Origin of the sequence: Roseibium sp., assembly GCF_051016195.1 — a bacterium.
Lineage (GTDB): Bacteria > Pseudomonadota > Alphaproteobacteria > Rhizobiales > Stappiaceae > Roseibium.
Map to the genome: position 1 here is coordinate 4,020,521 of NZ_CP134616.1, position 17,932 is coordinate 4,038,452.

A 17,932-nucleotide genomic window follows, 5' to 3' on the forward strand; every position below is an offset into this window, starting at 1 on the left:
AGTCGTGGTGATGCTCTTATACGGTTCACTGATAAAAATTACGAGGTCTTCTCAACTGCTGGATGTTGCGGCTTGTCACGCAATACCGTGTTCGGCAGCGAATACATTCGGACCATTCCCGCTGGAGGAGACGGTTGCACGCAAGCCTCTGAGGGCTTCTCGCAAAAACCTGCACCGCACTGGTCGGTGCCGATCCATTTTGGAGTGAATAAAATGGCTGCTCTCATAACCCGGATCAGAACAGAAGACGGATCGTATAGTGGCGACTACTTCATGTCGGCTGCGCCAACCAGGATACTGGGAAAGGCAGATGTCGGTTCTCCCGTGACGATCATCATCCGGGACGAAGACGGCAATGCGGTCCGAACCTTTGAAACGACAACTGACAAGCGTCGCTTTTTCCGCGTCGATCCGGGAGAATTGCCGGATGGCGCCTACACGATTGAGGTGACGGCTCTGAGCGGCGGCGTGCTCGTAACCGAAACGACACCGATCCAGATCGATACTGTTTCACAAGCACCCTTGGTCGAAAGTGTCACGCCGGAAGTCCAGGGTGGCAACGAGTTGCTGAATTTCGCGGGGACTGCGGAGGCCAATGCAATCATAACGCTTTTTGCGGCCGGGGTCCTGATCGGAACCGCCCAGGCCGATGAGAACGGACTGTGGGCGCTCACCGTCGATGTGACAAGAAAGGACCTGTCCGATTTCACCGTTGCGGCGACTGACGCGGCGGGGAACACAGCAAGCTCAACTCTGGAGGATGACCGCGAAAATCCGATTTTCGAAGAGGGTCAGTCCTACCTCTATAACGAAAACCAGACCGAGGGCGCTGTCCTCGCCACGGTGGCCGCAAGTGACAATGTCGGCATCGTGAGCTACGCGATCATTGGGGGGAACGCACAAGGCTGGTTCGAGATCGATATCACCGGCGCGATCAGGCTCACCGAAGCCGGGCTTGCCGCTGCGGCAAACAATTTCGAGGCCGGTTCGAACAGTTTCGTCCTCACAATCCAAGTGACCGATGCGTCCGGAAACACCACAACGCAGGACGTTACGCTCAACCTTCAGGATGTGTTTGAAACGCTCGAGCAAGTCAGGCAGGAGATATTTGAGGATTCCAGCTCCGACGGACCGGGCAACGAAGGCAGCAACAACGGCATATTGGTAACTGACGACGATCTGTCGCTCGTGGCCGAGAACGTCTTTCGATTCTCCGACGGCAATGGCAATTCAGTGATGGAAGCGCGCTATCAGCAAGCGATCCAGAACGAGACCGGTTTTTCGAACTTGCCGACTGAGGACGAGATTCAGAAGATAATCGATTCGGTGAACCGGGACTTCAGCGAATTGTTCCAGTACGCGAACGACTTCAATGGCTCTTATGTTTTGAACTGGGACGTCAGCAGCGTCACATCCATGAACAAACTGTTCCAGAACGCATGGGTATTCGATCAGGATATCAGTGCCTGGGACGTCAGCAGCGTCACGTCCATGCAAGGCATGTTCAACGGTGCGAGAAAGTTCAACCAGAACATCGGAGGCTGGGACGTCAGCAATGTCACGACCATGGAAGACATGTTCGCGGGGGCCTCCGCCTTCAATGGGGACATCAGCAATTGGGACGTGCGCAATGTAACAAACATGGCGGGCATGTTCGCGCGTGCGCGTGATTTTAACCAGGACATCAGCGGCTGGGATGTGAGCAAAGTGACCGACATGAGTTACATGTTCGCTAGCACGAGCTACTCCAACCATGACATCGGTGTGTGGAACGTGAGCAGCGTGACCAACATGGACTCGATGTTTGATGAGGCGAAGGCTTTCAATGAGAACGTCGGTACCTGGGACGTAAGCAACGTAACGAACATGGAAAAGATGTTTGCCTACGCCGAAAGTTTCGACCAAGACATTGGCGGCTGGGACATCTCATCTCTTCGAAATGCTAAAGACATGTTCCAGGACCAGCAAAATTTCAGCACGGAAAACCTCGACAAACTCCTCGCAGGCTGGGCGACACTTGACCATGCATCCGGTGAAACGAATATCCATACGGGTGTTACGTTCGGAGGTCCGCTCACATCCGAAACGGCGGAGGGGAGCGACTACACCGATGCAACATCGATGAACTATTTTCTTGAAGTCCTCAACTGGAACATCACCGAAATGCGTCAAGCAACCCAAACACTGGATGGGACGCTGATCGCAGTTGGTACCAACGAAGCCGAGACGCAAGATTTTTCCAGTGAAACAGAGGCGCGCGTCATCCATGCGCTCAATGGCGACGACACCATCCTTGGCACCGCATTCGACGACCTCATCGTCGGCGGCGAGGGGGATGATATCATGACGGGTGGTTTTGGCGCGGACACATTCGTCTTCCGCGACTATGGCGGGGAGCAGGGCGATTTCGGTCACGACACGATCAAAGATTTCGAGGCAGGAGCAGGCACTGGCGATGTGATCCGGCTGGAACTGACCGGACTGACGAATTTCGCCGATCTCCTGACAAAGGCCACGGATACGGAAAACGGTGTCCTGATCCAGATCGACGACGATAATTCCATCTTTCTGGAAGGCCTAACGATCAACGACCTCCACGCGGACGATTTCGAATTCGTCGCAACGGACTCCCAGACATTCAAACTCGGCAGTTATGGCGACGACACGCTGGCCGGCGATGACTATAACAACCGGATCGACGGGCGCAGCGGCGACGACACGCTTTCCGTTGGTGCCGGTGAGGATACGTTTGTCTTCAAGGACGGCTACGGCAACGACACGATCGGTGATTTCGCAGCGGAAGATTTCCTGGAAATCGACGCCGGGCTCGCAGTAAATTTCGATGCGCTACTCGCCTTGATGAGCCCGGAAAATGGTGGCTCCAACACCGTAATTGACTTCGGCAATGGCGATACGCTGACGCTTGAGGGCGTGTCCATATCCGACCTCAGCGCGGACCAGTTCAACTTCCTTTAATCGCTGCGAGAGACGTTTCGGTCATTGCCTGTTCCAGCAGGCTGGCCGGACTGTTTTCAGATGCCGTATCACCAGCCGGAAAGCCTGACGCATTTGTGTCAGACCTTGAGCATGCCTTCGAGCAACAGGCTCGTGGCGTCTTCATAGGCCTTGCGATCCTCACCATTTGCGATCGCCAGCGCCGCCCTGTCAAAGGCAGAGGACAGCAGATCAGCGAGGGGTTCCAGGGGAACGCCTCTGAGGGCTCCGTGGTCGGCCGCGTGGCGCAGGCCCTCGAGAATCGTTGCGCCGCCCGTTTCGCGGTCTATCGCGGCCATTTCCTCCACCCCCAGAACGGCAGGACCTTCCAGGAGCAGGATTCGGGCGCGACCGGGATGGGACATGGCCGAGAAATACGCTTTCGCGCCGGCCATGAAGGCATCAAGAGGCGACTGGCCGGTATCCGTATCCGCATCGATCTCCTCGGCGACCGCCCTGGATTCCTGGTGCACCAGCGCACGCATGAGATCCGCCTTGTCCTTATAGTGATGATAGAGCGCGCCTCTGGTAACAGCAGCCTGCTTGACGATCTCAGGCGTTGCCGTTTCCGCATAGCCCTTGTCCACGATCAACTGCCGGGCAGCGTCCAGCAGGGCGGCTCTTGTCTCTGTGCGGCGTTCGGCCTGGGTGCGGCGTGATTTTTCCTCTTGCATACATGCAGCCTGTATGTTTATGTAACTTACAAACATACTGTATGTTTATTTCTTGCCCCTGAAAAGCCCTTCGTGGAGGAAATCGGGGGAGTGTCTCGCAGAACAGTGGTCGGAGGATGAAATGAAAGCGACGCAATACTATCCCGTCCTGATGACGGACGAGGTCAGCAAAACGGCTGCATTCTACAAGGAACACTTCAGGTTCAAGGCCATGTTCGAAGCCGACTGGTACGTCCATCTTCAGTCCGAGGAAGACGCATCCGTCAACCTTGCCGTTCTGGACATGAACCACGAAACGATCCCGGTGAGCGGCCGCGGCCGCGGGACAGGGGGGCTGCTCTTGAATTTCGAGGTCGAGGATGTAGACGCGATCTACGACACGCTCAGGCAGAAGGGGTTGCCCATGCTCCAGGAACTCAGGGACGAACCCTTCGGCCAGCGCCACTTCATCACGCAGGACCCCAACGGCGTCATGATCGATGTCATCAAGCCGATCCCGCCAAGCGCGGAGTTTCTGGCACAGTTCGCCGAGGACGCGGTTCCCGTCTGATTGATGCGGGAGAGGTCGTTTTCAGCCCGTCGGGATTTGCAATTCAGGTGACTAGATCAGGACGCAACCGGCGGGCAGCTGCTGCTTTGCTCGGCGCGCGACTTCAGACCCTGCAGGCTTTGCATGGTGTTCGGGTTGCCGGGCAAAACGAAGCTCTGCTCAAGCGCGGTGCGGACGTTGTTGATGACGGCGAGATCCTGAACCGCAAGTGTCTGGCACTGGGTCCCGGTGAAGCGGACGCGGATGCGGATCACGCGGTCACCATTGTCCGAAGGACCGAACTCACTGTCCAAGGCCGGGTTTTCACCGGCCATCGGCCGCTCCAGAATGACCATGTTCGGCTGATCCTGTAGAACGGCTGTTCCTCTTTCGCGGGCGCTGGAGACCAGAGCGGCTCTGACGGTTCCGGGGTCGGCTCCGATATTGACGCTCTGCGCGCCGGCGGGAACATCAAGCCGGGGCTGGTTGCCCAGAGAAGCAGACTGGTTGGATGTGGACTGGCATGCAGCCAGGAAAAGGGCACAAAGGCTGAAGATGACGGGATGTCGCATTGAGCAGTCCAAAATCCAGAAGATGTGTTTCAACAGGTGATCTCACCTGTTTCTAGTCTATCTAGCATCCCTGATACAACTGCACTGTGGGATTCTCACGTTTCGTTGTTTCAGGAAAACAAGAAAAGCACGCCTTGTTCCATTTGGCGTGGCATCGGCCGAAGTCTTGCTAGAACTGGTCGCCGGTCTTGAAACCTCCGCCGCCAAAGCCGCCGCCGCGTTTGAAGCCGCCGCCGCCGAAACCGCCGCTGCGGCCGGACCTGCGTCCCGAACGTCCGAAACCGCCCATGGATTTCGGCAACCCGGTGCCGTTTGGAAACGCCACTTTGCGGCCGCGTGGCTTGCGCCGCTTGTGCGCGCGTTCCGCTCGGGCCCAATAGTCGGCGCCGGTGATGGCTCCCTTCACGAGTTCACCCAAAAGAACGGTCGTCAGCTTGTCGTCGGAGAACGTCGATTCCCAGCTGCCGTAACCCTTGGAGCGGAAGCGCTTGATCACGTCGGCGAGTTCAGCTCTTCGACGGCCGATGTCACGTTGCAGTTCGCGATCCTGGCGAATTTCGCGCGCGACCTGTTCCACACGCTCCCTGAAGTCCTCGATCCGCTGCACGATTTTTTCGTCTTCAGGCGACGGCGTATCGATGGCAGCACGCCAGAGATCGTTCAGGTCGTCTGACTTGAGCGATTCCGACAAGTGCTCTTCCGCCTTCTGGAAGTCGGCGTCTTCTCCGCCCGAAAACTCGGCAAGGGCGCCTGACAGCGTGTCGATCTGCTGCTCCAGCTTCTCAATTTCGGCATCTATCTGTTCGATCTCGTCGGTGCAGCTTTCGATGGATCCGACAAGATCCGTGCCGGCCGCATCGGTCATTGCATTTCGGCTGAATTCAGCGAGTTTTTCCTCTTCCTGTTCAGCGATTTCGGCGCAGCGTTGCGCATGTCTCGCCATGCGGTTCGGAATGCCTGTGAGCATGGCGTAGTTCGCGCGGGCATCGTCAAAGCGGATGAGACCCGCAACCCAGCGGTCGAGCGATCTGGTGAGACCGCGATAATTGTAGTCCGGGGTGCCATATCCGCGTTCCCAAAGGTAGACGAAAAGCGGATCGGCATCGTAGGCCTTGCCCTTGTTTTCCCGGTCCTGTTCCGACGTACTGGCCTTGTCAGCGGCCGCTTCGGCCATTGCGATTGCCTTTTCCGTGGCATCTCGTTGTGCGAGATAGGCACTGTCGTTTTCCAGCCGGCCGTCGACGGCATCCATCAGGTCGTCCATCTGATTTTCCGCCAGATCGCGCGCCTCGTCGAGTTCCTGGCGTTTCTTCAGTTTCTGATTGCGCTCCGCCTCGCTCTGGCGCAATTGCTCGCTCAGGACCTTGTAATCGGCGTTCCGCTTGTCGAGCAGCCGCCTGGCCTCGCGTGCGGCGCTGTCGAGACGCGTATTCAGGGTTCCGGCAGCATCGGTATCAAGCCGGAAGCGGGCGAGGTCGCGGTAGGCTTCGCTCTGCCGTTCCTGCAGATCGGTGACGGCGCGGGTCGAGCGTTCGATGCGTTTGCTCAACTCGGCTTCCTCGCGCCGGAGGTCCGCCATCGAGTGCTCGATCGTGCCCAGGGTCTGCCGTCCGGTCAGCATTGGAACGCCCCCGCGGCCCGGGTCAAGGAAAGCACCGCTACCATTTGGTTATCGCTCCGTCCTGAACGCCACTGTTCCAGTTGATGTCCAACTCTCCGCGCCGCTTCTGGCCAAGGACACCTTTTTGTACGATCCCGTCTTCCAGCTTGTCGCGGCGCACGGCGTCGTAAATGTTCTCCGAGACGCGTTGTCCCCATTTCGAAACCCGTTCGGAGGTGCCGCTTTCTTCTGATTGAATGGATTGTTCGACGACATTTCCGTCCGGATCGATCGCCTCGACGACGATGTAGAAGTTTTCAGTGTTCGGATTTGCTTCCGGGATCCGGGTGAGCCCGGTCGGCTCGCCCTCGCGGGAGACAATCTGGACTTCGAACACCTGCTGCAGCCGTCCGGCAAGGTCGCGCAGATCCTGCTCCGCCTTGAACGCGGCGTCGTTCTTGCCGTCCTGCAGCGCAAGCCTGCCATCTTCTGCAAGGCTTGCCGCATTTGCTTCGACGTTCGTGTTGTCGGTCAGTGTGTCGATGCGCTCAACCAATTCGGAGTAAGCGGCAGGCAACGCTTCCAGGCGTGCCGTCAGTTCCGCCTCCGCGCGCTGTTTCGGCATGATGACGAGGAAATACCAGGCGATCACCGCGACCAGGAGCACTGCGCAGGCCGCCGCGAGCCACTTGGACCAGGTGCCCCTTGAGATGTAAAGCATGGCCAGCGTGCGCTGGAAGCCGGTCTTTGGCGGGGAATAGACGAACCGGTCGCGCTTGAGGTCTTCCACACCTGCCTTGAGGATATGGTCGGGAACCTCAATTCCCTGCGAGGCATAGACCTGCCGCAACCTGTCCACCATTGCGGCGTCGCGGTCGTCCGCCTTCAATTCACGCGCAACCTGGCTCTCTTCGTGGCGCAACGTGTCAACGACATCCATGACCATCATGAGGTCGTCAAGCGGCGCGTCGGATTTGTTTGTCCTGCTAGCCATCGAAACCTGTGTTTTAGAGCAGCGGGCCGCGCAAGTGCCGGCCCGCTTCAGTCAGCTTTTGTCAGAGACCCTGTCCCTGTGCGGTCAATTTGGCAAGGCGGCGCTTGCCTTCTTCGACTGCGTTGCGGATCTCCTCCGAGTTCTTTGTCGACATGTCGCGCATCTCGGTAATGATCTCCCGCGACTGAACCTGGAAATTCACGACGGAATCGACAAGCTTCTTCACTGACGCTGCGGCGACTGTCGGGCCGTAACCGGCCTTGAGTGCTTCTTTCTGCACCGCGTCGCCTATTTCGGCCAGCGTCTCCAGGCTCTTGTTGATGCCATCTTTCATGGCGTTCAGCGTCTCCGTGCTTTCGTGCAGGCCCTGCAATCCGGTGAAGGACGCGTTCAAAGCCGTCAGGACGGATTCGTTGGTGGAGAAGAAGCTCACGGACTGGGCGTAAACGCGTTCCTTGGCGTTGGTGGTCTGCACCAGGCGCGCCATGATCACCTCGGAGGTGTTGTAGCCGACCGTCAGGTTGTCGGAGAGGTCTTTGGCGATCTGGTAGCGTTTTTCCTCGTCCTGCATTTCGCGAAGCCGCTCGTCACGGGCCAGTTCAAGCCTGGCCTTCTGGGCAGGATCATCGCCGGCGTAGGCTTCGACTTCCTTGGATGCGGTTTCCAGAGCCAGTTTCTTTCCATTCAGCTTCTCGGTTGCCATGTTCAGGAGTTCGAGGGCCGTGACTTCAGCCTGCTTCAGCGCGCCGCGGAAATCCCGGTATGCCTCGAGGATTGTCTGTTCCCGCTCGATCTGGTCCTTGGTCGCCCGCGCAACATCCTTGTAGGTGCCGCGAATATCCTGGAAGCGGTCCGAGATCGTACCGCGGCGCATGTCGCGCCATTTGTTGGAAAGGTTCTCCGTGAACGAGATCTTGCCGTCCGCGAGCTGATCGACCAGTGCCTTAGCGTCATCGCGAATGGAGTTGAACGCGTTGGTTATCTCCTCGTAGCGTTCGCCAATGTCCATCTGCTGCACCTGGGTGCGGACGACTTCGTTGAAGTTCGAGGCCTGCGCGAGCGTGCGCGAAATCACCAGTACCTTGTCAGGCGACAGGTCGGAAATCTGTTCAAGCAACGCGTTGATCGGCGCGTCGGCTTCCGATTCCGGCGTGATGCCGATGTCGCGCAGGGTGGACAAGGCCCGATCGAGATACTGAAGCGGCGAGAAACTGCCTGCCGGCGCCGTCTCGGGTGTATTGCTTTCTGGTGTTGGCGCTTCTGACATTTGTTAGCCTCCTCTTCGAAACGGCCTGTTGTTGAACGCCATCTGCGCCCGTTAAAAATGCTGCCCGGCCATTTCAATCAAATATTATGCCGCAAGTAAGGGCAGGCTATCGCCGCTGTGTCAACGGCTTACGATGATTTGGATGAGCAAGCCAGAAACAAGGCAGTGGAACCGGTCATGCCGGCATCGTGCATGCGCCCAAAATGCGACAGGCGTGTCTCCCGAACCGTTCAGGTCGCGTGGATTTTTGAGAAGAATTCCGGCCAGGACACATGCTCGCGTCCGGTGGCTGCAAGGAAGTGACTTTCGTTGTCGAAGGCACCGGACGCAATTGCTTCGTAGATGCCGGCTACGACGGTTCCGTAAAATTCGCCGATCTCGACGATACGGTCTTCCCTGAAACTCTGGGCATCGACGTAGTCATAGGTCATCTCCGTGCCGAGCACGCCATTCATCAAACCCACGAGGTCGCTCTGGCTTATCGGGGTCCCGCTCAGATTATAGGTCTTGCCGTCATGCGCGCCGTCCCGGAGAAGGCAGGCATAGGCAAAGGCGAGCTCGGGTCTCGATGTATAGGCGCAACGGCCATCGCCGGCACAATTGCGAATGCCGCCGAGACGCCTGTAGCTGTCGATGTATTCGATGTCCGGTTCGATATAGATGCCGTTTCGGCCAATTGCCCAATCAAGGCCCGATTGTCTGATATCAGTCTCGGTCTGGCGGTTACTGCAGACGATATTGGCAAAACCGCCGCCCTGTTCGGGGCCTTGAACACTCGTGTAAACGAAACGCCGGACACCAGCTGCGCGCGCGCCGTCAATGACCGCCCTGTGCTGCTCGATCCTTTTTTCCGGGGCGTCGTTGCCGGAGATCAGGAGCACGGCATCGACACCTTCAAGTGCCGTTGCAAAGGCGTCACGGTCTCCGTAGCTGCCCTGACGGATCTCGACGCCAAGATCGGCTGCCTTTGCGGGCGTGCGCGCAATGCCGATGATGTCCTCAATCGGGTGCGCCGTCTTCAGGTGATCAATGACCGCGCGTCCGAGCTGGCCCGATGCTGCGGTAACGGCAAGTTTCATGGCGGCGCTCCCCGGTGTCGTTTCCAGCTTCGAGAAGACCGCTTCGGCCATTTCGCGTCAAGCGCATATCTGCGCGCTTCACGTCAGCTCAGACGCAATCCTCGCCGCAAGACGTGCATTGTTGCGAACAAGCGCAATGTTGGTGTCCAGGCTACGGCCATCGGTCAGTTCCAGGATTGCGCCCAGAACATACGGCGTCACATCCTTGCCCCTGATCCCTTCAGACCCCGCCTTGCGGATCGCCGCATCGATATGGCCGGCCATCTCTTCGCGCGGGATTTCATGCTCTTCGGGAACCGGATTGGCGATCAGGACGCCGCCATGGTCCGGGAAATTCGCGCGCATTTTCAAAAGAGCGCCGATCTCTGCCGGCGTGTCGAGGGAGTAGGGGGCATCAAGCCCGCTTTCGCGCGACCAAAAAGCCGGAAGCTCCGTCGTTGCAAAGGAAATCACGGGGACCCCTTTTGTTTCCAGCACCTCGAGCGTCTTGGGCAGATCCAGCAAGGCCTTCGCTCCTGCGCAGACGACGCAAACCGGTGTCCGTGCGAGTTCTTCCAGATCAGCGGAGACGTCGAAACTTTCCTCCGCACCCTTGTGAACGCCACCGATACCGCCGGTTGCGAAAACATGAATTCCCGCCAGATGCGCTGCCATCATCGTCGCGGCAACCGTCGTGGCGCCATAGGCACCTGTTGCGAGCGCGAAAGTCAGATCGGCCCTTGAGCATTTCATCACGTTTTCAGCTCGGGCCAAACGGTCGAGGTCGGCATCGCTCAGGCCGACATGAACCTTTCCGTCCATGAGCGCTATGGTCGCGGGGACCGCGCCTTCGCTGCGGATATCCGCTTCGACCTGGCGCGCAGTCTCAACGTTGCGCGGGAAAGGCATGCCGTGTGTGATGATTGTGGACTCGAGCGCAACGATAGGCTTGCCGGCCGCGAAGGCATCGCGAACCTCGTCGCTCTGTACGATCAGCTGCTTGAGTTCCGTTGCCTCGGTAGAATGCATCACCGTTTGCTGCCTTTCGTGTTGGAGTTGGTCCAGGTATCAGGTCCTGGACCGCCAAGAGGGGGCGTTATAGGCAGGGCTCCATGCCGCGCCAAGTTCAAATTTTGTCCGTCTGGGCAAATTTCTCCAGCCTGTCCCAGGACAAGCCGTCTGCAAATGCGCCCGTGCTTTGAAGCGTCAATGATGCCGCTGCCAGTCCGTAGCGGACCGATTGAAAAAAGTCGATGCCGCGCAGTTGCGCGGCCAGGAAACCGGCGCTGAGAGCGTCGCCGGCCCCGGTCACGTTGACAACATCGGACGCGGGCGGACTGATGCGCTCAAGCCGGTCTTCGGAGAAAGCCAGAAGTTCATTGCCGCCGCCCGTCAGGATGAATTGCTTCAGGCCTGCCCTGCGCAACGCGGCTGCAAGTTCTTCCGGCACTGAGCGAACCGGCATGTCAAGCATTGCGGCGGCTTCACCGCGATTGAGCGACAAACAGGCAAGTCTGGACAGGAAGGGTTTGAGGCGAGGAGCCTTTGCATCCGACACGGCGTTGGCGAATATGGCCGCGTTTCCCACGCCTGCAATCACGCGGGCCAGCGTCTCCTCAGGCAGGTTCGCGTCGGTGAACCAGCAGATCGTGTCACTTGCGCCTTGCCGCAGATCGGCGATGGCGTGATCGAAAATGGCCGCCGGGGCCTCGGCGAGCACACGATCATCGACGCAAGCGGCGGCGAGCGAGCCGTCCGGATCGTGAAGCGCAAGATACTGACCCGTGGCGTAGCCGGTTCGCGGAACGAATGTGAGGGTCAGGCCTTCACCAGTCAGGCGATCACGCAAAGCCCCTGCCGCGTGGTCATCCCCGACGGCGCCGATCAGATGAGCCGGAACACCGAGAGCATTGACCGCGCGCGCGATGTTCGTGGCGACCCCGCCGGGCGAGGCAGAAAGACCGGCAGGCGTCGACGTCTCGCGGCGGATCGGCTCAAAAGCGTGCGCAACCGTATCGGAATGCACGGCGCCAATGGAAACGAAGCGGGTGGAGGCTGCAGACTGCAAAGGTGGAGACTTTCGTCCTGAGGGCACCGCCGATCCGGCGGCACTGATGTTTGCGGGCTAACAGATCATGCGCTCAACGGCAACCGCGTCGGAGGCCCGCGATTCTGCCGCACAAGAGAATCACGATATGTTTCCATCTTCGTTTGACGTAACGGGACTTTTGCTGAGGCGTTTGCGGAACATATTGGAAACAAACTGTAATTTTTGATTTAGTACCAATCAGTTCTCGAGACTTGCCAATTGAGAACAAATAGAGTACAAATCCCAACATTGAAACAACGCGTCCATCGTGGAATAAGGAGCGTGAGCCATGTCGCAAAGTACACTTCGTCTCGTAGAAAGCAGCCAGATGGATAAGACAAAAGCGCTTGATGCAGCGCTCAGCCAGATCGAACGCTCCTTTGGCAAGGGGTCCATCATGCGGATGGGCCAGGGGCAAGCCGTTGAAATCCAGTCCGTGTCGACCGGGTCCCTGGGTCTCGACATTGCCCTTGGGATCGGCGGGTTGCCGCGCGGCCGGATCGTGGAGATTTACGGGCCGGAATCCTCAGGTAAAACGACCCTGGCGCTTCACACGGTTGCCGAGGCGCAAAAGGAGGGCGGCATCTGCGCGTTCGTCGATGCAGAGCACGCACTGGACCCTCTCTACGCACGCAAGCTGGGTGTTGATATCGACAACCTCCTGATCTCGCAGCCAGACGCCGGTGAGCAGGCGCTGGAAATCGCCGACACGCTTGTTCGCTCAGGGGCAATCGATGTCCTAGTGATCGACTCCGTCGCGGCCCTGACGCCGAAGGCTGAACTTGAAGGCGAGATGGGCGACAGCCTGCCGGGCATGCAGGCGCGTCTGATGAGCCAGGCCCTGCGAAAGCTGACCGCATCCATCTCCAAGTCGAACACCATGGTGATCTTCATCAACCAGATCCGCATGAAGATCGGCGTGATGTTCGGGTCTCCCGAAACAACCACGGGCGGAAACGCACTCAAGTTCTACGCCTCGGTGCGTCTTGATATCCGCCGCATCGGATCGATCAAGGATCGTGACGAAGTGGTCGGCAACCAGACACGGGTGAAAGTCGTCAAGAACAAGCTGGCGCCTCCTTTCCGCCAGGTCGAATTCGACATCGTTTATGGCGAGGGTGTCTCCAAGATGGGCGAACTGATCGATCTCGGGGTCAAGGGCAACGTCGTCGAGAAATCCGGGTCCTGGTTCTCCTACAATAGCCAGCGCCTCGGCCAGGGCCGGGAGAATGCCAAGCAGTTCCTGAAGGAAAATTCGGAAATTGCCGAAGAAATCGAACTGGCCATCCGCCAGAATGCGGGCCTGATCGCCGAAGCCATCATCGATCCGGAAGGTTCGGAGGAAGCATTGGAAGATCAGGAAGCGCCACCGGAGACCTGATCCTACCGCGAGTACGGGCTTCAACTGAGGTTGAGGAGGCTCTCTCCAGAAGTGGAGGGAGCCTTTTTGTTTTGAAGGATTTGCCCGGACGATTGAGCACACACGGTGATGACCTGAAAACGCGCAATTGCTGGACAGGATTTAAGGTCAAAGCTAAAAGGCTGTTCCGGCGCAGATCCTGATGCGGATACTGAATGCCAGCAGCCTTTTTCAATTGGCCCCGTGAACGGGCCGGACCGATGCGAGACCCGAATGACCGGCGTAAACGAAATCCGCTCCACATTCCTGGACTACTTCAAGAAAAACGATCACGAAGTGGTTGATTCCGGGCCGCTTGTTCCGCGCAATGATCCGACGCTGATGTTCGCGAATGCGGGCATGAACCAGTTCAAGAACGTGTTTACAGGTCTGGAGACGCGGCCCTATTCGCGCGCCGTCACGGCGCAGAAGGTCGTGCGCGCCGGCGGAAAGCACAACGACCTGGACAATGTGGGCTATACGGCAAGGCACCACACGTTTTTCGAAATGCTCGGTAACTTTTCCTTCGGCGACTATTTCAAGGAAAGGGCGATCGAACTCGCCTGGAACCTCATCACCAAGGAATACGGTCTGCCGAAAGATCGTTTGCTCGTGACGGTCTACGCAGAGGACGATGCAGCGGCCGGGTTCTGGAAAAAGGTTGCCGGGCTGAGCGACGACAAGATCATCCGCATTCCGACCTCGGACAATTTCTGGTCGATGGGCGATACCGGACCGTGCGGGCCGTGCTCGGAGATCTTCTATGATCACGGTGATCACATCTGGGGCGGCCCTCCCGGAACACCCGAGGAGGACGGTGACCGGTTCATCGAGATCTGGAACCTCGTCTTCATGCAGTACGAGCAGACAATCGAGGAGCGACTGGATCTGCCAAGTCCGTCCATCGATACCGGTATGGGCATCGAACGTCTCGCCACCGTGCTGCAGGGGGTGCACAACAATTACGACATTGATCTCTTCAAAGCCCTGATCGCAGCATCCGAACATGAAACCAACGTCGAGGCAGCCGGTGAAGCGCTCGGCAGTCACAGGGTCATTGCCGACCATCTTAGGTCGACGAGTTTCCTGATCGCCGACGGTGTACTGCCTTCAAACGAGGGCAGGGGATATGTCCTGCGCCGGATCATGCGGCGCGGCATGCGCCATGCGCATCTTCTTGGCGCGGACGAGCCGCTCATGCATAAGCTTGTTCCGGCGCTCGTGCGGGAGATGGGGCGTGCCTATCCGGAGTTGTCCCGGGCGGAAGACCTGATCACGGAAACTCTGAAACTTGAAGAAACACGGTTCCGCAAAACGCTGGAACGGGGACTTGGTCTTCTGGACAGTGCGACGGAAGACCTGACCGCCGGCGGTCAGCTTGACGGCGAAACCGCTTTCAAGCTCTACGACACATACGGCTTCCCGCTCGATCTCACCCAGGACGCCCTGCGCGTGCGCGACATTTCCGTTGATACCGACGGCTTCGCCGCTGCCATGGAACGGCAGAAGGCCGAGGCGCGCGCAGCCTGGTCGGGCTCAGGTGGCGCTGCCACCGAAGCCGTCTGGTTTGCCATCAAGGAAAAGCACGGAGCGACGGACTTCCTCGGTTACGAGACCGAAACCGCGGAAGGTGTTGTTGCCGCGCTGGCGTCCGAGGACAAGGAAATCGACAAGCTTTCGGCTGGCGACAGTGGTTTTGTCGTCCTGAACCAGACGCCGTTTTACGGCGAAAGCGGTGGTCAGGTCGGCGACACGGGCGTCATGCTTGCGCCCGGTCTGAAAGTATCCGTCACGAACACGCAGAAGAAAGCCGACGGCCTGTTCGTGCACTCCGTGACCGTTGAGGAAGGCGAACTCACTGCGGGCCTGGCGCTGGAACTCAAGGTTGATCATGGTCGCCGGAGCGCTGTCAGGTCCAATCACTCCGCAACCCACCTGGTTCATGAAGCCCTGCGTGAAGTTCTTGGCAACCACGTTGTCCAGAAGGGATCGCTGGTTTCTCCGGACCGGCTGCGGTTTGACTTTTCGCATCCCAAGCCAGTGGACGACGGCGAATTGGCCACGGTTGAAACCTTTGCCAACGAAATCATCCTGCAGAACGCGCCCGTTGAAACGCGCCTGATGGCGGTTGATGATGCGATCGACGCCGGAGCCATGGCTCTCTTTGGAGAGAAATACGGCGAAGAAGTCCGTGTTGTCTCCATGGGGACGGCACTGCATGGCGACAAGGAAGGCAAACCTTATTCCCTCGAACTGTGCGGCGGTACACACGTCAAGCGGACGGGGGATATCGGACTTGTCACACTTGTTTCGGAAAGCGCGGTCGCGGCGGGCGTACGCCGAATCGAGGCCCTGACCGGGGCCGAGGCCCGTACGTACCTCGATGCGCAGGACAAGCGCATGCGTGAAATCGCGGCGCTTCTTAAAATCGGTGCGGATGATGTTCCGGCACGGGTTGCGCAGCTTGTTGACGAGCGCCGCAAACTCGAAAAGGAACTCGCCGACGCCAAGAAGAAGCTTGCCATGGGCGGCGGCGGCAACGGTTCTGCACCGGTTAAAGAGGCTGGTGCGTTCAAAGTGATGGCGCGCGCGGTTGAAGGGATCAATCCCAAGGATCTCAAAGGCATGGCGGACGATGCCAAGGCCCAATTGGGGTCCGGTGTGGTCATCCTGATCAGTGTGGCGGAAGACGGCAAGGCGGCGATCGTGACTGCCGTGACAGGCGATCTGACCGAGAAGGTGAGTGCTGTCGACCTTGTTCGCATCGGTTCAGAAGCTCTCGGTGGACGCGGCGGTGGCGGCCGGCCCGACATGGCGCAGGCAGGCGGTCCGGATGGCTCTAAGGCTGGCTCCGCGATTGAGGCGATCGAGTCCCATCTCGCAGGCTTGTAGTCCCCGGTTCCGACAGTAGAAAATGAAAAAGCGTGCCTGACGGGCACGCTTTTTTCATGAGGAACTGTTCGGGTTGGATCAGTTCAGGGCCGCGGCCAATGCCAATGCGGCAGCGGTTGCAAAGGTCGAGACAATCAGCATTTTCAGCACCACGTGATGCGGTGATGTCTCGGCGGCACGGGCTTTGTTCGTTTCAATCGTCATATCGTTCTCCTTTTCGGTTGCGCCCACGTCAGGGTACGGACCCATAAATGAAGTCAATCTGGTTTGGAACGTTTTGGCCATCTGACACGTCGCGACAGGCTCAGACATGAAGTCCAGTTCCCGCGCTTCCGCTCCTTGATGAGAACCAAACCGGATCAAACCATTTCGGCCTCACTTGTGTGTCCGTACCCTACAGATGGGATCTGCGACAATTTTGCCCAATCACATTGGAGCGCCGGATTCTCACAGCTTTGCGTGAACGATGTGATCGAACGGAAGGCGCAATTTTGTAACGGGCCGATGTTGGGCTATTCATGAATGTACTGGCTGTCAGACTGGAGCGAGCGGTGCAGGAGCAAAGCTTGAAGCGGGCACTTTACGAAGTGCTTGAAGATACAGGCAAAAGACGGGTTGCAGCGCGATCACTGCGCCATTTCCTGGTTTTTCTGATTCTCCTGAACATCGTGCTTGCCGTTCTGGAGACCGTTCCGCAGGTTCGCGCCACTCTCGGCCATCACCTGCGCTTCGTGCAGCTTGGCAGCGGTTTCGTTTTCCTTGTCGAATATGTGCTGCGGATCTACGTCGCCGACCTGCATCCGCCGCTACGCCGTTATGGCCCGTTCTGGGCGCGCCTGCGCTATGCCGTCCATCCCGATGCGATCATCGATCTGATCGGCGCGCTGCCGCTGCTGTTCGTTCTGTTTCTGCCCAATCAAGCGGTTACGGTGGTCGTGATCCTGCGTCTGTTGCGCTTCCTGAAACTGGCCCGCTATTCGCCGGCGCTCAGGTCGCTGATCTCTGCTGTCGTCGGCGAGCGTAAGGCCTTGCTTGGATCAAGTATGATCATCTTCGGCGTGATCCTGTTGTCGGCGACGCTGATGTATCTCGTCGAGCACAATGTTCAGCCGGAGAAGTTCCGCAGCATTCTCCACGGGATGTACTGGGCCATCACTACGATCACCACCGTGGGATACGGAGATGTGGTACCGGTCAGCAACCTGGGCAAACTGCTCGGCAGCTTTGTCATGCTGATGGGCTATGGCCTGATCGCGCTTCCTGTCGGTATCATCGCTTCGGCTTTTGCCCGAGAAATCCATTCGCGTGATTTCGTGGTGACCTGGTCCATGGTCGCACGCGTGCCATTGTTCGAGGACCTGACGGCTACCGAGATCGCCGAAGTGTCGAAACTTCTGCAGGCGCAGCAGGTGCGCAAGGGTGGGATCATCGCGGCCCAGGGCGACGTTGCGGACCGCATGTATTTCATCTCGGAAGGCGAGGTGGCCATCAACCTCAAGCACGACACGGTCTATCTCGGCGAGGGCAGCTTCTTCGGCGAATTGGCTCTCATCAATCAGAGCCGGCGAACCGCAACCGTGACGGCCTATCGCGACTGTCAGCTGCTCGTTCTTGAGTCGGATGCTCTTCATCGCCTGCTCGACAAGGATGCCTCGCTTGCTAAGAAAATCATGGATGAAGCCCGGGAACGGGTCCATGAAGGCAAGAAAGTGCTGGGTGAACTGGCAGAAGAAGAACTTCATCAGGCAGGGGTTTATGCATCGTCAAGTGAAGGCGGTGACGAGCCTGAACTGTCCTTCGAGGAAGAAACGCCGTCTGAGCCATCCAAACAAACGTGAGACCGGTGCGGTGCCGAACGCCGCGC

At 58.4% G+C, this 17,932-nt stretch carries 14 protein-coding genes; 5 read left to right on the plus strand and 9 right to left on the minus strand.

Annotated elements, in window-relative coordinates; genetic code table 11:
* Positions 1-213 precede the first annotated feature (213 nt).
* A complete protein-coding gene (locus tag RDA78_RS18285) occupies positions 214-2,976 on the plus strand; it encodes a BspA family leucine-rich repeat surface protein (protein WP_434051247.1) in 2,763 nt (920 codons plus the stop codon).
* A 98-nt stretch (positions 2,977-3,074) separates the two neighbouring features.
* On the opposite strand, the gene RDA78_RS18290 is transcribed toward RDA78_RS18285, so the two are convergent.
* Positions 3,075-3,668, minus strand: coding sequence for a TetR/AcrR family transcriptional regulator (locus tag RDA78_RS18290; RefSeq protein WP_434051248.1), 594 nt, complete (start codon positions 3,666-3,668; stop codon positions 3,075-3,077).
* Between the two features lie 121 nt (positions 3,669-3,789).
* On the opposite strand from RDA78_RS18290, the gene RDA78_RS18295 reads away from it, so the two are divergent.
* Positions 3,790-4,218 (plus strand): VOC family protein, encoded by a 429-nt coding sequence (locus RDA78_RS18295; RefSeq protein ID WP_434051249.1) that lies wholly within the window; start codon positions 3,790-3,792, stop codon positions 4,216-4,218.
* Positions 4,219-4,274: 56 nt separating this feature from the next.
* Here the strand turns inward: RDA78_RS18295 and RDA78_RS18300 are convergent, their stop codons facing one another.
* The 7 genes from RDA78_RS18300 to RDA78_RS18330 form a co-directional block, all read right to left on the minus strand.
* Positions 4,275-4,769 carry a hypothetical protein gene (locus tag RDA78_RS18300; protein WP_434051250.1) on the minus strand — a complete coding sequence of 165 codons (495 nt, stop codon included), beginning with the start codon at positions 4,767-4,769 and terminating at the stop codon, positions 4,275-4,277.
* Between the two features lie 169 nt (positions 4,770-4,938).
* Entirely contained in the window at positions 4,939-6,390 is a 1,452-nt protein-coding gene (locus tag RDA78_RS18305) for a hypothetical protein (RefSeq protein WP_434051251.1), read from the minus strand.
* A gap of 37 nt (positions 6,391-6,427) precedes the next feature.
* On the minus strand, positions 6,428-7,363 hold the full coding sequence (locus tag RDA78_RS18310; RefSeq protein ID WP_434051252.1) for a DUF6384 family protein: 936 nt from the start codon (positions 7,361-7,363) through the stop codon (positions 6,428-6,430).
* Positions 7,364-7,424: 61 nt separating this feature from the next.
* Positions 7,425-8,630 carry a cell surface protein gene (locus RDA78_RS18315; protein WP_434051253.1) on the minus strand — a complete coding sequence of 402 codons (1,206 nt, stop codon included), beginning with the start codon at positions 8,628-8,630 and terminating at the stop codon, positions 7,425-7,427.
* A gap of 230 nt (positions 8,631-8,860) precedes the next feature.
* The gene (locus tag RDA78_RS18320; RefSeq protein ID WP_434051254.1) at positions 8,861-9,760 is read right to left on the minus strand and encodes an NAD(P)H-binding protein; all 900 of its coding nucleotides are present in this window, start codon (positions 9,758-9,760) and stop codon (positions 8,861-8,863) included.
* Between the two features lie 27 nt (positions 9,761-9,787).
* Positions 9,788-10,717: a pseudouridine-5'-phosphate glycosidase gene (locus RDA78_RS18325; protein ID WP_434051255.1), complete on the minus strand. Its 930-nt coding sequence runs from the start codon at positions 10,715-10,717 to the stop codon at positions 9,788-9,790.
* Between the two features lie 97 nt (positions 10,718-10,814).
* On the minus strand, positions 10,815-11,756 hold the full coding sequence (locus tag RDA78_RS18330) for a PfkB family carbohydrate kinase (protein ID WP_434051256.1): 942 nt from the start codon (positions 11,754-11,756) through the stop codon (positions 10,815-10,817).
* A 310-nt stretch (positions 11,757-12,066) separates the two neighbouring features.
* On the opposite strand from RDA78_RS18330, the gene recA reads away from it, so the two are divergent.
* Positions 12,067-13,158 carry a recombinase RecA gene (gene recA / locus RDA78_RS18335; protein ID WP_434051257.1) on the plus strand — a complete coding sequence of 364 codons (1,092 nt, stop codon included), beginning with the start codon at positions 12,067-12,069 and terminating at the stop codon, positions 13,156-13,158.
* Positions 13,159-13,410: 252 nt separating this feature from the next.
* On the plus strand, positions 13,411-16,068 hold the full coding sequence (gene alaS, locus RDA78_RS18340; RefSeq protein ID WP_434051258.1) for an alanine--tRNA ligase: 2,658 nt from the start codon (positions 13,411-13,413) through the stop codon (positions 16,066-16,068).
* A gap of 78 nt (positions 16,069-16,146) precedes the next feature.
* On the opposite strand, the gene RDA78_RS18345 is transcribed toward alaS, so the two are convergent.
* Positions 16,147-16,272: a hypothetical protein gene (locus tag RDA78_RS18345; protein ID WP_434051259.1), complete on the minus strand. Its 126-nt coding sequence runs from the start codon at positions 16,270-16,272 to the stop codon at positions 16,147-16,149.
* Between the two features lie 362 nt (positions 16,273-16,634).
* Between RDA78_RS18345 and RDA78_RS18350 the strand changes: the two genes are divergently transcribed.
* Entirely contained in the window at positions 16,635-17,906 is a 1,272-nt protein-coding gene (locus RDA78_RS18350; protein WP_434051260.1) for a cyclic nucleotide-gated ion channel, read from the plus strand.
* The last annotated feature ends 26 nt before the right edge of the window (positions 17,907-17,932 follow it).